We start from the raw sequence: 14,019 nt of genomic DNA, 5'->3' as shown, positions 1-14,019 counted from the left end.
GAGAACGCTACCCTTTCCTGGTGATCCGATGGCGCAAAGGCGAGGTGACGCGGGTCCGGCGGGAGTGGCCGGGGGCGGTGGAGCTGGAGGTCGCCACCGCGGACGGCGCGTGCCGGGCGCTGGCCTATCCCGCGCTGGTGGGCCGGCCGGAACCGGGCGACGCCGTACTGCTCAACACGACCGCGCTCGCCATGGGCCTCGGCACGGGCGGGTACGCGATGGTGGTCGCGGTGCCCGACCGGCTGCCGCCGGACCCCGCGGGCCCCGGACATCTGGTGAAGGCGCGCTACACGCCGCTGCAGGCGACGGTGGCGGGGGCGGATGAGCAGGGCTCGCCGTACCACGAGGCGCTCAGGGACGCCGACTCGCTCGACGGCATGCCGGTCGTGATCGCCGACCTGCACTCGGCGCTGCCCGCGATCCTGTGCGGCCTCTACGCCCCGGGAGGCGACGGCGGCCGAGAGCGGCCCCGGGTGGCGTACGTGATGCAGGACGGCGGCGCGCTGCCGGCGTGGTTCTCGATGTCGTGCGCCGAGCTGAAGGCGCGTGAGTGGCTGTGCGGGGTGATCACGGTCGGGCAGGCGTTCGGCGGCGATCTGGAGGCCGTCACCCTGCACACCGGGCTGCTCGCGGCCCGCCATGTGCTGGACGCCGACGTCGCCGTGGTGGCCCAGGGGCCGGGCAATCTCGGCACCGGCACGCGCTGGGGGTTCTCCGGCGTGTGCGCCGGCGAGGCGGTGAACGCCACCGCCGTGCTGTCGGGCCGGCCGGTCGCCGCCCTGCGGATCAGCGAGGGCGACCGGCGCGACCGCCACATCGGGGTGTCCCATCACTCGCTCACCGCCTACGGCCGGGTGGCGCTGGCCCCGGCCCGGGTCGTGCTGCCCGAGCTGCCCGGTGAGCTGGGCGATCGGGTGCGCGAGCAGGCCGCGCCCCTGGCCGTACGGCACGACCTCGTCACCGTGCCCGTCGACGGGCTGCTCGACGCGCTCAAGGCCGCACCGGTCCGGCTGTCCACGATGGGCCGCGGGCTGGAGGAGGACCTCGCCTACTTCCTGGCCTCCGCCGCCGCCGGCCGCCACGCCGCCGACCTGCTCGGCTCATAACGGGCCGAGGCGCAGGATCGCCCGGGCGGGCGCCGTCCGCCGGATGCCTTCCGAACCGCGGAACGCGCGCTGTGCTCCCGGGCCGGTCCGGTGCGTGAAGCGACGGAACGCACGCCGCACCGGATCGCCCGGAGCGCCGGCGGCATCGCGGTCGCCGGTGCGGGCTTCGTCTTCCCAGCGACCGGTCCTGGGAAACCCGTCAGGCGGCGCCGAGGACGTCGACGACGAAGACCAGGGTGTCGGTGCCCTTGATCCCGGCCTGCTCGTTGCCGTCCTTGCCGTACCCGAGGTCCGGCGGGATCGTGAGGAGCACGCGGCTGCCGACCGTGACGCCGGTGAGGCCCTCGGACCAGCCCTTCACGACCTGGTCGAGACCGAAGGACGCCGGCTGGCCTCGGTCCCAGCTCGAGTCGAACTGCTTGTCGCTGCCCCAGATCTTGCCCACGTAGTGGGCCATGATCTGCTGTCCGGCCTTGACCTCGGGCCCGGTGCCCTTGATCACCGTTTTGACGACGAGCTTGCCGGACGGCTTCGCGTCGGTCTTGGTGTTCAGCGCGGGCGCCTTGCCCCCATCCGGATTGTCCAGCTTGACGCCCTTGACGCCGGGATCGACGGCGGTGCCCTCCACGGACTTCGCCACGGCCCCCACGACGTCGATCACCAACACCTGGTTGCTGGTGCCGAAGTCGACCCCCTGGTTCTTGGCCTCCTCGACCTGCCCGGCTTCCAGGCTGTCCTTGGCGATGACCGCCAGCTTGCGGCTACCCGGCTTCGCGCCGAGCAGGGCCTCGTGCAGCGGCTTGGGCAGCTGCGGGCTGACGCTGACGAACTCCGCCCTGCCCTGGTCGTAGGCCGAGCCCCCGGACTTGTTCTCCTTGCCGTCCCAGGTGTAGACGGTGACGTTCGCGGTGAGCATGTCCCCGTCCTTGGCCGGCGCGCCCTCACCCTCGACGATCGTGCGGGAGATCGAGGTGAGGGCGGGGCTCCCTGCCGGGAAGGTGACGTTGGGCTTCGTCCCGACCTGTCCCTCCACCTTGATGTCGTCAGCGGAGACCACGGGCCCGGACGCACCGGCGGAGGCACCGGCGGAGGCACTCTCACCGGTGGCGGTGGTCCGCTGAGCAGTGCCGCAGGCCGCGGCGAACAGCAGGGGAATGGTGGCGGCGGCGATTGCCGTGCGGCAGCGCATGTGAGGTTTCCTCAGGAAGACAAGTGGGTCCGGGAAACACTACCCGAACCCACCGTCTGCCGGATGTAAAGGATCACATTCCGGCGATCAGCTTCTCGACCCGCTCGTCCACGCTGCGGAACGGATCCTTGCACAGCACGGTGCGCTGGGCCTGATCGTTGAGCTTCAGGTGCACCCAGTCGACCGTGAAGTCGCGCCGCTTCTCCTGGGCCCTGCGGATGAACTCTCCGCGCAGCTTGGCCCTCGTGGTCTGCGGCGGAACCGACTTCGCCTCGAAGATCTTGACGTCGCTCGCCACGCGCTCGACCGCCCCGCGCTTCTGCAGGAGGTAGAAGAGCCCGCGCTTGCGGTGCACGTCGTGGTAGGCCAGATCGAGCTGTGCGACCCGGGGCGACGACAGCGGCAGGTCGTACTTCTGCCTGTAACGTTCAATCATCTGGTACTTGGTGACCCAGTCGATCTCCCGGGAGACGAGGTCGAGATCACCGGTCTCCACCGCCCTGAGCGTGCGCTCCCACAGCTCCAGAACCCGCTTGCTGATCTCGTCGCCGCCGCGGCGCTCGACGAAGTCGCTCGCCTTGGTGAGGTACTCCTGCTGGATCTCCAGCGACGAGGCCTCCCGCCCGTTGGCCAGCCGGACCCGCCGTCTGCCGGTCATGTCGTGGGAGACCTCGCGGATGGCCCGGATCGGGTTCTCCAGCGACAGGTCCCGCATCACCACGCCTGCCTCGATCATGCGCAGCACGAGGTCGGTCGCGCCGACCTTGAGCAGCATGGTGGTCTCGCTCATGTTCGAGTCGCCGACGATCACGTGGAGCCGGCGGAACCGCTCGGCGTCGGCGTGCGGCTCGTCCCTGGTGTTGATGATGGGCCGGGACCGGGTGGTCGCCGAGGAGACGCCCTCCCAGATGTGCTCGGCCCGCTGCGAGACGCAGTAGACCGCGCCGCGCGGGGTCTGCAGCACTTTTCCCGCGCCGCAGATTATCTGCCGGGTCACCAGGTACGGAATGAGGACATCGGCCAGCCGGCCGAACTCGCCGTGCCGCCCGACCAGGTAGTTCTCGTGGCAGCCGTAGGAGTTGCCGGCCGAGTCCGTGTTGTTCTTGAACAGGTAGATGTCTCCCGCGATGCCCTCCTCGCGGAGCCGCTTCTCGGCGTCCACGAGGAGACCTTCCAGGATGCGCTCACCCGCCTTGTCGTGTGTCACCAGTTCCACGACGTTGTCGCACTCCGGGGTGGCGTACTCCGGATGGCTGCCCACGTCGAGGTAGAGGCGCGCACCGTTGCGCAGGAAGACGTTGCTTGATCGGCCCCAGGACACCACTCGCCGGAACAGGTACCGCGCCACCTCGTCCGGTGACAGCCTCCGCTGCCCGCGAAACGTGCAGGTGACGCCGTACTCGTTCTCCAGCCCGAAGATGCGTCGATCCATCACCTAACCCTATTCCCCGAAACGGGCAGTCGAACAGTGATCAGGACGTGTAGATCTCGACGACCTTCACTATCTGGCGATTCTTCACCGTGATCAGCCCGTACAGCCCGCCCTTGTCGGCCAGGGAGATCAGCCTGTCCCGGGAGCAGCGCTGGGTTCCCACATAGTTGCTGTCGATCGTCTGGTCCTTCCCGTCACAGCCGACGGCGCTGAGGAAGACGACGTTCTGGGCGATCGGCGCGGCGAAGGCCGTCACGTCGCCCTCCGGCGGGCCCTCGAAGTGGCCCGAGGTCGAGCCGCCGTATTCCGGCACCCAGCGGACCGGGACGTACTCGGCCACGTTCGCGTCGTTCATCGCCCTCATCTCGCCGCGCAGGACGCCGTCGCGGCTCGGGCTGATGCCCTTGGTGAAGTCGTGGCCGGGATCGAACTGGAAGACCTCGCCGAACACCGCCGGGGTCTTGTCCGAAATCGGCTGCCGCTCATCGTCCTCGGCCGGCTGGTCGACCGGCCCGGCCGAGGGACTCGCCGAGCCCTCCGGCTCCTCCGGCGGAGCCTCGGCGGACGGCTCGGCCGGCGTCGCCGTGACCGTGACCGTCGCGGTCGCGGCCACGGGGGAGCCCGCCTCGCCGGAGCAGGCGGTCAGGGAGAGGAGTACGGCAGCGGCAGCGGCCGGAACCGCCGCCCGCCGGAAAAGGTCAACTGTTGTCATAACCGGATGAGACTAGCGAACTCCCGATCTGGTTGTGACCACCTCGATCATCGTCTCCCGGCGGTCCGGCGGCTCCGGCCCGGCTTGGGTCTACTCGGGTGAGCCCGTGTCGATGTCGCCCTCCGGCGCGGTCGGCGGCGCCCCGCCGTCCGGGGCCGCGCCCTCTTCCCCGGTTCCCGGGCTCTCCGGGCTCTCCGGGCTCTCCGGGCTCTCCGGGGCCTCCTGAGCCTCCTGGGCCGCCGCCTCGGCCAGCAGCCGCTCCAGGCGCGCGCCGGTGAGCCGGAGGAACTTGCGGTGCTCCCTGCCCCGGTCGAGGACCGCCACCTCCAGCTGGGTGGTCGGCGGCCGTTCGCCGCCCGGCTCGGTCAGCGCGGCCAGGGCCGCGTCGAGCGCGCGCGGCAGCGGCAGCCCGTCCCGGTACCGCTCCTTGAGCCGTCCGGCCACCGCGTCGGACTGACCGCCTATGACGGCCATCCCCTGCTCGTCGAAGACCGATCCGTCGAAGGTGAGCCGGTAGATCTGGTCGTCGGCCGGGGTCTCCCCGACCTCGGCCACGACGATCTCCACCTCCAGCGACTTGATCGACTCCGTGAAGATCATCCCGAGCTGCTGGGCGTAGAGGTTGGCGAGCCCCCTGCCGGTCACGTCGTTGCGGTTGAAGGTGTATCCGTTGATGTCCGCGTAGCGGATGCCGGCCAGGCGGAGCGACTCGAACTCGTTGTACCGCCCGACCGCGGCGAATCCTATGCGGTCGTAGATCTCGCTGATCTTGTGGAGGGCCTTGGACGGGTTGGGGGCCACGAACAGGATGCCGTCCGCGTACTGCATGACGACCACGCTGCGGCCACGCGCGATGCCCTTACGCGCATACTCCGCCCTGTCCCGCATGATCTGCTCGGGTGAGGCATATCCAAAGGGCATGGACACCGGGGGTGATCCTCTCTACGTCAGCGCAGCGGCGCGGTCGGGCCTTCTGGATCGGTCATCCGCCCCTCCAGCATGGACTGGACGAGCTCGGCGACCTCCTCGTCCGGCAGTCGGCGGAACCCGTCCTCGGTGATCAGGACGACCACCGGCCAGATCTTCCTCGTGACGTCGGGCCCGCCGGTCGCCGAGTCGTCGTCGGCCGCGTCGTAGAGCGCGTGCAGGCACGCCAGCGCCGCGACCCGTGGGGTCGAGTCCGGCCGGTACAGCTTCTTCAGCGAACCCCTGGCGAAGATCGAACCCGAGCCGATCGAGTGGTGATCGTGCTGCTCGTACGGCCCGCCGCCCACGTCGTAGCTGAAGATGCGGCCCTTGCCCGCGCTCTCGTCGTACGCCGCGAACAGCGGGACGACCGCCAGGCCCTGCATCGCCATGCCCAGATTTCCACGGATCATGGTGGCCAGGCGCTGTGCCTTGCCCTCGGTGGACAGCGACCTGCCCTCCGTCTTCTCGTAGTGCTCCAGCTCCACACGGAAGAGCCGGGCCACCTCCAGACCCATGCTCGCGGTGCCCGCGATGCCCATGCAGGAATAGTCGTCGGTGCGGAAGACCTTCTCGATGTCCCGCTGCGAGATGATGTTTCCGGAGGTCGCGCGCCGGTCACCTGCCATGACGACTCCGCCTGCGCAGGTCACCGCGACGATCGTGGTCGCGTGCGGGATCTGGTCGCCTACCGGCGCCGCCAGCGCCCGTTCCCGGGTGGGCAGCAGATTCGGGGCATAGGCCCCGAGAAACTCGGTGAACGACGACGACCCCGTGTTAGTGAAGAGGTGGTTCATCCAGGCCTGCTGAGATGCCACGCGACTCCCTCCAAGCGTGCGTTGTTAGCCCGACCCTACTCATGTCTCCCCACTCGTTGCACTCTTCCCGATCAGCTGAACGCGAACCGGCGGCCGAGCCGTACGGTTTCCACGAGTTCCGGCCTGGGGACGGTGATGCCGTGAAAATGTGACGCGGGGGGCGGGGGCCATGGACACGTTGAGGGTGGGCGTCGTCGGGCTTGGCGTGGTCGCGCAGGTCGTCTACCTGCCACTGCTGGCCCGGCGGTGGGACATGTTCCAGGTGGCCGCCGTGTGCGACCTGGACCGCGACCATGCCGGTGAGGTCGGCCGCTGGCTCGGCGCGCGGGCGTACGGCGACCCGGCCGAGATGCTGGACGCGGGCGGCGTCGAGGCGGTGCTCGTGCTCACCCCCGGCGGTCACGGCCCCCTCGTGCGGGCCGCGCTGGAGCGCGGCCACTGGGTGCTGTGCGAGAAGCCACTGGCCTACAGCCGTGCCGAGGTGCGCGACCTGGCGGCGGCGGGCGAGGCCCGGCTGATGGTCGGCTACATGAAGCAGTACGACCCCGCGGTCCAGCGGCTGCTGGAGTGCCTCCACGAGGTCGGCGGCCCGGAGTGCGTGCGCCATCTGGACGTCACCGTGCTGCATCCCTCCGAGGAGTCCCAGCGTCTGTTCGCCCGCGTGCGGGCGTCCGGATCCCCCCGTCCCGAGCGGCTCGCCCCCTACCTGGAGGCCGCGGAGCGGTCGGTCACCGCCGCCATCGGCGCCGCGCCGGATCGGCTGCGCCGCCTCTACTCCGAGATTTTGCTGGGGAGCGTGAGCCACGAACTGGCGCTCATGCGGCTGTTCGCCGAGCCGTCCCCGGGGCCGTCCCCATGGTCATCTCAGCGGCCGCGTCAGCGGCACTCCCGGGGGCAGGACACCCGGATCCCGCCGACCGTGGACCACGTGGCCGTGTGGCCGCCTGACGCCTTCCCGCCGTCGATCGAGGTGACCGGGACCCTGCCCGGGACGCCGGCCGCCGCCGGTCACGGCAGGTACGGCCTGCGCTGGCACTACCTGCCGAGCTACCCCGCCTACCACGAGTCGGTGACGCTGCACCACGAGCACGGCTCACTGGAGCTGTGCTTCCCCTCCCCCTACCTGCTCAACGCGCCGACCCGGCTCTCCGTCAGGTCGCGCGTGGGAACCACCGAGCGGACGACGGTCTTCCTGGACGTCGCCGAGGCCTTCGAGCGGCAGCTCGTCGCCTTCCACCGGTTCGTCACCCAGGACGAGCCGCCGCTCACCGGACTCGGCGGGGCGCTGCGCGACGTCATCGCGGCCCAGCGGATCATCCGTGCCTACGCCGATTCCACCGGGACGCCGCTGGGCGGCGAATGCGCGGAGGAGGCCGAGCAGGGCGCCGGCGGCCCCTGACCGCGAGACCGCCCGGGAACGGGACAGCGGGGCGTGCTCGGCTCATGCACCGCCCCGCTGGAAGTCCCGGAGAATTCGTACGGCCCGCGCTCCGCCCCGTCGAGATCGCGACTGGTCGGCTTCGCCGGGCCCGGCCCCCTACTGACCGCCCTTCTGCACGTAGCTGCGGACGAACTCCTCCGCGTTCTCCTCGAGGACCTCGTCGATCTCGTCGAGGATCGCGTCGACGTCGTCGGTGAGCTTCTCGTTGCGCTCCTGGACGTCCGGGGACGCCTGCGCCTCGACCTCCTCGACCTCGTGATCCTGACGGCCCGTCTGCTTCTGGCCGCCGGTCTCCTTGGTCGCCATCTCTCCCACCTCCGGTGCTCGGGGGACCCCTTACCCCCTATCTTCCCCGAACCGGACGACAATGCGCGCGAAAGGTCTCGCGGTCTTCACCGCCCGGCCCCGGTAGACCGGATCGTTATCGAGGTCGCCGCCCCCCACGGGTCCTACGGTCACCGGTTGGGACCGTTCCCAGGGAGAATGTGACTACGGGATCATGGGATGACGGGTGGCTGATGGAGACCGGGGAACGGCGACTGCTGGCGAAGCGCTACCGGCTGCTGTCACCACTGCGCCGGGACGGCGCGGGGATCATGTGGCACGGACACGATCTGCGCCTCAAGCGGGATGTGGCGATCAAGGAGGTGCAGCCGCCGTACCGGGCCGATGAGGTGGACCTGCCGGCGGCGCGGCGGCAGGCACTGCGCGAGGCGCGCGCGGCCGCCCGGCTGAGCCATCCCGCGATCATCACGGTGCACGACCTGCTGGAGGACCGCGGCCGGCTCTGGATCGTCACCGAGCTGCTGCAGGGCCTCACGCTCGGCGACACGCTGCGGCACCTGGGGCGCCTGCCGGTGCACTGGGCCGGCTGGGTGGGATTCCAGCTCCTGGCCGGCGTACGGCACGCGCACGCGATGGGCGTGCTGCACGGCGACATCCGTCCGGGCACCGTCCTGCTGACCGAGGACCGGGTGGTGCTCACGGACTTCGGGATCGCGGCCTACGACCGGGACTCCTCGTCGTCGGCCACGGTCCCGATCGTGCGTACCGGGGTTTATCTGGCACCCGAGCGGCTGCACGGGGCGCCGCCGTCGGTCGCGGCCGACCTGTGGTCGTTCGGCGCCACGCTCTACTTCGGCATCGAGGGCGTGCCTCCCATCGCGGCCGGCGGCTCCGTACCGCCGCCGTCGGCCGGGCCGCTCACCGGTCTGCTGACGAGCCTGCTGCGCCGCGACCCGCGCGAGCGGCCGACGGCGGACCAGGCCGCCGCCGTGCTGGTCGAGTTCCTGCGGCGGCGCGGCATCCCGGCGGCGCCGCCCGGCCGCCGGGCCCTGAATCCCACGCCCCGCACCCCGGCACGCTGAGCGCGGGTTCCGCCGGGACCCGGGCGGTCAGCTCTCCCCGGTGAGCGCGGCGACGAGGTCGGCGGCGGTGCGGCACCGATCGAGCAGGTCGCCCACGTGCGCCTTGGTCCCGCGCAGCGGTTCCAGGGTCGGCACGCGCTGCAGCGACTCCCGGCCGGGGATGTCGAAGATCACCGAATCCCAGGAGGCCGCCGCCACCGTGTCGCTGTACTGGCGCAGGCACCGGCCGCGGAAGTAGGCGCGAGTGTCCGTGGGCGGCAGCTCGACGGCGCGGTCGACCTCCTCGTCGCTCACCAGCCGCTGCATCCGGCCGCGCGCCACGAGGCGGTTGTAGAGGCCCCGGTCGGGGCGGATGTCGGAGTACTGCAGGTCCACGAGTTGCAGGCGCGGATGGGACCAGGGCAGGCCGTCCCTGGTCCGGTAGCCCTCCAGGATCTCCAGCTTGGCCACCCAGTCGAGCTCCCTCGACAGCTGCATGGGATCCTCGGCGAGCCGGGTGAGCACGGACTCCCAGCGGGTCAGCACGTCCTTGGTCATCTCGTCGGCGGCGGCGCCGAAGCGGTCCTCGACGTACTTGCGCGCCTGCTCCAGATACTCCATCTGGAGCTGGACGGCGGTCATCTTCCGCCCGTTGCGCAGGGCGATCTCGTACCGGCAGGTGGGGTCGTGTGACACCGCACGCAGCGCCGCGACCGGCGACTCGGGGGTGAGGTCGGCGGTGAGGAACCCCTCCTCGATCATCGCGAGGACCAGCGCGGTGGTCCCCAGCTTCAGGTACGTCGAGATCTCCGACATGTTGGCGTCGCCGATGATCACGTGCAGGCGGCGGTACTTCTCCGGGTCGGCGTGCGGCTCGTCCCGGGTGTTGATGATCGGCCGCTTGAGCGTGGTCTCCAGGCCGACCTCGACCTCGAAGAAGTCGGCCCGCTGGCTGATCTGGAAGCCGTCGCCGCGCGAGTCCTGCCCGATGCCGACCTTCCCGGCGCCGCAGACGACCTGGCGCGACACGAAGAACGGCGTCAGGTGCCGCACGATGTCGGCGAACGGCGTGGCCCGCCGCATCAGGTAGTTCTCGTGGCAGCCGTACGAGGCGCCCTTGGCGTCGGTGTTGTTCTTGTAGAGCTGGATGGGGGCGTTGCCTGGCATCGCCGAGGCGCGGACCGCCGCGTCGTACATCACCCGCTCCCCCGCCTTGTCCCAGATCACCGCGGCCCGTGGATTGGTGCACTCGGGCGTGGAGTATTCCGGGTGGGCGTGGTCGACGTACAATCGCGCGCCGTTGGTCAGGATCACGTTGGCCAGGCCGAGGTCCTCGTCGGTGAGCTGGCTCTGGTCGGCCACCTCACGGGCCAGGTCGAAGCCCCGGGCGTCACGGAGCGGGTTCTCCTCCTCGAAGTCCCATCGCGCGCGGCGCGCCCGCGCCGCCGACGCCGCGAGATAGGCGTTGACGACCTGTGAGGAGGTCACCATCGCGTTCGCCCCGGGCTGCCCGGGTACGGCGATGCCGTACTCGGTCTCGATGCCCATCACCCGCCGTACCGTCATTCGCACCCCGCCGCTCAGGCCGTCGTAAGTTATATCCCCGAGCCTAGGTCATGTTTCACAAACCATGCCCTGCCGGACGCGGGCCGCGTCAACACTCCCTGGCCCTTTCTCTATGCCCTGTTGCCAGATACTTACGGCACGGATGCCCGATGACTTCGCCTGGAGCCTCTGGCCGGGCGCACACGGGCGCGCAGCGCCTCCAGGACGGCCTTCAGCAGCCGCTGGCCCGGCTTGTCGACGATCCGGTAAACCAGATAGGCCAGTGCGATGGAGACGCCCATGGTGATCGCGGCGAGCACCCACGGGTCGAGCTCGTCGCGGTAGGCCGGGATCAGGACGGCCGAGACGTTCTGGTGCAGCAGATACAGGGGGTAGGTCAGGGCCCCCACGGTGATCAGGGGTCGCCAGTTCAGCCAGCGCAACCAGCCGAGCGCGACGGCGGCCATCAGCAGGTAGATCAGCGTTATCGCGACGATCACCCCCTCCGGCGGCGCGGGGAAGTGCTTGAGGCCGATCAGCTCCACCCGCGACCCCACGCGCAGTTGGGCGACGTACAGGGACATCGCGAAGGAGGCGGCCACGAACAGCCATGGCCACCGGGCCCGCGCGCCGAACCGGTAGATCAGGTAGAAGGCCATCCCGCCGATGAAGTACGACGCCTGCCGCGGCAGGAAGACGAAGACCAGCACCTCGTTCTGGGTGAACTCGGCGGCCAGGGCCAGCGCGAGCCAGGACCCCATGAAGACCAGGCAGCGCCGTACGGTGATCCCGAACAGCGAGAACACGGCGACGAGGACGTAGAAGCGCAGCTCCACCCACAGCGACCAGAAGACGCTGCCCGCGTGACCCACCCCGAACGCGCCCTGGAGCATGGTCAGGTTGAGCAGGTATTCGCCGTCGTCGAGCTTCGGATTGAAGCCGGAGACACCACTGAAGCGGTAGAGGATGAAGATCACGATAACGGCGAACCAGTACGCCGGATAAAGCCGGGCCACCCGGGAGATCGCGAATTGGCCGATGGTGCGGCCCCACACGCTCATCAGGATGACGAACCCGCTGATGAGGAAGAACAGCTCCACCCCGAGGATGCCGAGCGTCGTCAGGCGGTTGACCTCGGAGAACAGGGTGGTGGGGTGCTCGTTCCACAGGGATCGGCTGGCCGCCAGGTAGTGGAAGGACATGACGGCGAACGCCGCGACGAACCTGAGGGCGTCCAGCTCGACGAGGCGGCGGCCCTTCCCCGTCCGAGTGCCGCCGCCCCCGCCGGCCCTGCCTCCGATGGCCCGGCCCTCCGTGGGCTTGTCCTCGGCCACACCTAGGTAGATCACGCCCCTTTGACGTGATCGCGCACGAACCGGTTCCCCGGTTCGGGGATCTTGCCCACTCGGAGACCGGGTCGATATGCGGCCGAGACTCCGCACTCCGGATGGGACGGCGCCGGCAGGGCGGGCCGAACGAGAAAGGGGGCGCGACAGGTCGCGCCCCCTCCACTTCGTGCTATCGGGTCACAGGTACTGACCGGTGTTGGCGACCGTGTCGATCGACCGGCCGGCCTCGGTGCCCTGCTTGCCCTGCACGAGCGTGCGGATGTAGACGATCCGCTCGCCCTTCTTGCCGGAGATCCGGGCCCAGTCGTCGGGGTTGGTGGTGTTGGGCAGATCCTCGTTCTCGGAGAACTCGTCGACGCAGGCGGCCAGCAGGTGCGAGATCCGCAGGCCTTTCTGCCCGGTGTCGAGGAACTCCTTGATGGCCATCTTCTTGCCGCGGTCCACGATGTTCTGGATCATCGCTCCGGAGTTGAAGTCCTTGAAGTACAGGACCTCCTTGTCGCCGTTGGCGTAGGTCACCTCCAGGAAGCGGTTCTCCTCGCTCTCGGCGTACATCCGCTCGACGACCCGCTGGATCATCTCGAGGATCGTGCTCTCACGGCTGCCGCCGTGCTCGGTCAGATCGTCCCCGTGCAGCGGCAGCTCGCTGACCAGGTACTTCGAGAAGATGTCCTTGGCCGCCTCGGCGTCCGGCCGCTCGATCTTGATCTTCACATCCAGGCGGCCGGGCCGCAGGATCGCGGGGTCGATCATGTCTTCGCGGTTGGAGGCGCCTATGACGATGACGTTCTCCAGGCCCTCCACGCCGTCGATCTCCGACAGGAGCTGAGGGACGATGGTGTTCTCCACGTCGGAGGAGACGCCGGATCCCCGGGTACGGAAGATCGAGTCCATCTCGTCGAAGAACACGATCACCGGGGTGCCCTCGGAGGCCTTCTCCCGGGCCCGCTGGAAGACCAGGCGTATGTGCCGCTCGGTCTCGCCGACGTACTTGTTCAGCAGCTCGGGGCCCTTGATGTTGAGGAAGAAGCTCTTGCCGGACTGGCCGGTCTTCTCCGCGACCTGCTTGGCCAGGGAGTTGGCCACGGCCTTGGCGATGAGCGTCTTGCCGCAACCGGGCGGGCCGTACAGCAGCACGCCTTTCGGTGGGCGGAGCTGGTGCTCCCGGAACAGGTCGGCGTGCAGGTAGGGCAGCTCGATCGCGTCCCTGATCTGCTCGATCTGCCGGCTGAGCCCGCCGATCTCCTCATAGGAGATGTCCGGGACCTCCTCCAGCACGAGCTCCTCGACCTCGGCCTTCGGAATCCGTTCGTAGACATAGTTCGACCGGGGTTCGAGCAGGAGTGAGTCGCCGGCGCGCAGCGGCTGGTCCAGCAGCGAGTGCGCGAGTTTGACCACCCGTTCCTCGTCCGCGTGCGAGATGACGAGGGCGCGGTCGCCGTCCTCAAGGAGCTCCTTGAGCATGACGATCTCGCCGACCTCCTCGAAGCCGAGGGACTCCACGACGTTGAGCGCCTCGTTCAGCATGACCTCCTGGCCACGCTTGAGCGACTCGACTTCCACGGCCGGACTGACGTTCACCCGGAGCTTGCGGCCGCCGGTGAACACCTCCACAGTGCCGTCTTCCCTGGCCTCGAGGAACACGCCGAAGCCTGACGGCGGCTGTGCCAGCCGGTCGACCTCCTCCTTGAGGGCGACTATCTGGTCCCTGGCCTCCTTGAGGGTGGAAACCAGCCGCTCGTTCTGGCTGGTGAGGGCGGCCACCTGGGCCTGCGCCTCATGGAGACGCTCTTCGATGATCCTGGCCTGCCGGGGAGACTCGGCCAGCTTTCGCCTCAGCGCGGTGATCTCCTCCTGCAGGAAGGAGACCTGTGTTGTGAGATCCGCGACCTCCCGTTCGCGCTGCGCGGCTCGAGCCTCGGCGTCGTCGCGAGCTGCCACGCCCCGTCACCTCCTTCCCCGTCGAGAACGACTACTCAAGACCCTACCTATCTTGGCGCTGTACGTAACCTGGCCGGGCAGTGTTCGTGTAGTTACGTTGGGTGTTCGGCGTTTGATGCCTAATGGACCGTTTAATCGGCTCAGCATTAGGAACACACCCTTATGTTCCCATGT

At 69.4% G+C, this 14,019-nt stretch carries 12 protein-coding genes; 3 read left to right on the top strand and 9 right to left on the bottom strand.

Annotation, left to right across the window (positions count from 1 at the left end; genetic code table 11):
* Nucleotides 1-20 precede the first annotated feature (20 nt).
* Nucleotides 21-1,106 carry a DUF3866 family protein gene (locus ACQP1K_RS12700; protein WP_433501079.1) on the top strand — a complete coding sequence of 362 codons (1,086 nt, stop codon included), beginning with the start codon at nt 21-23 and terminating at the stop codon, nt 1,104-1,106.
* A 199-nt stretch (nt 1,107-1,305) separates the two neighbouring features.
* Here ACQP1K_RS12700 and ACQP1K_RS12695 read toward each other — a convergent pair whose 3' ends face one another.
* The 5 genes from ACQP1K_RS12695 to prcB all read right to left on the bottom strand — a co-directional run bounded on the left by ACQP1K_RS12695 (nt 1,306) and on the right by prcB (nt 6,202).
* Nucleotides 1,306-2,295, bottom strand: coding sequence for an FKBP-type peptidyl-prolyl cis-trans isomerase (locus ACQP1K_RS12695; protein WP_433501078.1), 990 nt, complete (start codon nt 2,293-2,295; stop codon nt 1,306-1,308).
* Nucleotides 2,296-2,368: 73 nt separating this feature from the next.
* Nucleotides 2,369-3,727: a Pup--protein ligase gene (gene pafA, locus ACQP1K_RS12690; RefSeq protein ID WP_055483476.1), complete on the bottom strand. Its 1,359-nt coding sequence runs from the start codon at nt 3,725-3,727 to the stop codon at nt 2,369-2,371.
* Between the two features lie 40 nt (nt 3,728-3,767).
* Nucleotides 3,768-4,439, bottom strand: coding sequence for a hypothetical protein (locus ACQP1K_RS12685; RefSeq protein WP_433501077.1), 672 nt, complete (start codon nt 4,437-4,439; stop codon nt 3,768-3,770).
* 90 nt (nt 4,440-4,529) lie between these two features.
* On the bottom strand, nt 4,530-5,360 hold the full coding sequence (gene prcA, locus ACQP1K_RS12680; RefSeq protein WP_433501550.1) for a proteasome subunit alpha: 831 nt from the start codon (nt 5,358-5,360) through the stop codon (nt 4,530-4,532).
* A gap of 26 nt (nt 5,361-5,386) precedes the next feature.
* The gene (gene prcB, locus ACQP1K_RS12675; protein ID WP_433501549.1) at nt 5,387-6,202 is read right to left on the bottom strand and encodes a proteasome subunit beta; all 816 of its coding nucleotides are present in this window, start codon (nt 6,200-6,202) and stop codon (nt 5,387-5,389) included.
* Nucleotides 6,203-6,392: 190 nt separating this feature from the next.
* Here prcB and ACQP1K_RS12670 point away from each other — a divergent pair, with 190 nt between their 5' ends.
* Nucleotides 6,393-7,622, top strand: coding sequence for a Gfo/Idh/MocA family protein (locus tag ACQP1K_RS12670; RefSeq protein WP_433501076.1), 1,230 nt, complete (start codon nt 6,393-6,395; stop codon nt 7,620-7,622).
* A 138-nt stretch (nt 7,623-7,760) separates the two neighbouring features.
* On the opposite strand, the gene ACQP1K_RS12665 is transcribed toward ACQP1K_RS12670, so the two are convergent.
* The gene (locus ACQP1K_RS12665; RefSeq protein ID WP_055483471.1) at nt 7,761-7,970 is read right to left on the bottom strand and encodes a ubiquitin-like protein Pup; all 210 of its coding nucleotides are present in this window, start codon (nt 7,968-7,970) and stop codon (nt 7,761-7,763) included.
* A gap of 179 nt (nt 7,971-8,149) precedes the next feature.
* Between ACQP1K_RS12665 and ACQP1K_RS12660 the strand changes: the two genes are divergently transcribed.
* Nucleotides 8,150-9,031 carry a serine/threonine-protein kinase gene (locus ACQP1K_RS12660; protein ID WP_433501075.1) on the top strand — a complete coding sequence of 294 codons (882 nt, stop codon included), beginning with the start codon at nt 8,150-8,152 and terminating at the stop codon, nt 9,029-9,031.
* A gap of 27 nt (nt 9,032-9,058) precedes the next feature.
* On the opposite strand, the gene dop is transcribed toward ACQP1K_RS12660, so the two are convergent.
* The 3 genes from dop to arc all read right to left on the bottom strand — a co-directional run bounded on the left by dop (nt 9,059) and on the right by arc (nt 13,845).
* The gene (dop, locus tag ACQP1K_RS12655) at nt 9,059-10,576 is read right to left on the bottom strand and encodes a depupylase/deamidase Dop (protein ID WP_433501074.1); all 1,518 of its coding nucleotides are present in this window, start codon (nt 10,574-10,576) and stop codon (nt 9,059-9,061) included.
* Between the two features lie 131 nt (nt 10,577-10,707).
* A complete protein-coding gene (locus tag ACQP1K_RS12650) occupies nt 10,708-11,904 on the bottom strand; it encodes an acyltransferase family protein (RefSeq protein ID WP_433501073.1) in 1,197 nt (398 codons plus the stop codon).
* A gap of 177 nt (nt 11,905-12,081) precedes the next feature.
* Nucleotides 12,082-13,845 (bottom strand): proteasome ATPase, encoded by a 1,764-nt coding sequence (gene arc / locus ACQP1K_RS12645; protein WP_433501072.1) that lies wholly within the window; start codon nt 13,843-13,845, stop codon nt 12,082-12,084.
* Nucleotides 13,846-14,019: the final 174 nt, after the last annotated feature.

This window comes from Sphaerimonospora sp. CA-214678 (genome assembly GCF_050942215.1).
Taxonomy (GTDB): Bacteria; Actinomycetota; Actinomycetes; order Streptosporangiales; family Streptosporangiaceae; genus Sphaerimonospora.
This window is presented reverse-complemented; position numbering and strand designations above follow the sequence as displayed.

Excerpts from the sequence above, each read along its gene's own strand:
- ACQP1K_RS12695 (WP_433501078.1), bottom strand. The coding sequence starts at position 2,295 with ATGCGCTGCCGCACGGCAATCGCCGCCGCCACCATTCCCCTGCTGTTC.
- pafA (WP_055483476.1), bottom strand. The coding sequence starts at position 3,727 with ATGGATCGACGCATCTTCGGGCTGGAGAACGAGTACGGCGTCACCTGC.
- ACQP1K_RS12685 (WP_433501077.1), bottom strand. The coding sequence starts at position 4,439 with ATGACAACAGTTGACCTTTTCCGGCGGGCGGCGGTTCCGGCCGCTGCC.
- prcA (WP_433501550.1), bottom strand. The coding sequence starts at position 5,360 with ATGCCCTTTGGATATGCCTCACCCGAGCAGATCATGCGGGACAGGGCG.
- prcB (WP_433501549.1), bottom strand. The coding sequence starts at position 6,202 with ATGAACCACCTCTTCACTAACACGGGGTCGTCGTCGTTCACCGAGTTT.
- ACQP1K_RS12670 (WP_433501076.1), top strand. The coding sequence starts at position 6,393 with ATGGACACGTTGAGGGTGGGCGTCGTCGGGCTTGGCGTGGTCGCGCAG.
- ACQP1K_RS12665 (WP_055483471.1), bottom strand. The coding sequence starts at position 7,970 with ATGGCGACCAAGGAGACCGGCGGCCAGAAGCAGACGGGCCGTCAGGAT.
- dop (WP_433501074.1), bottom strand. The coding sequence starts at position 10,576 with ATGACGGTACGGCGGGTGATGGGCATCGAGACCGAGTACGGCATCGCC.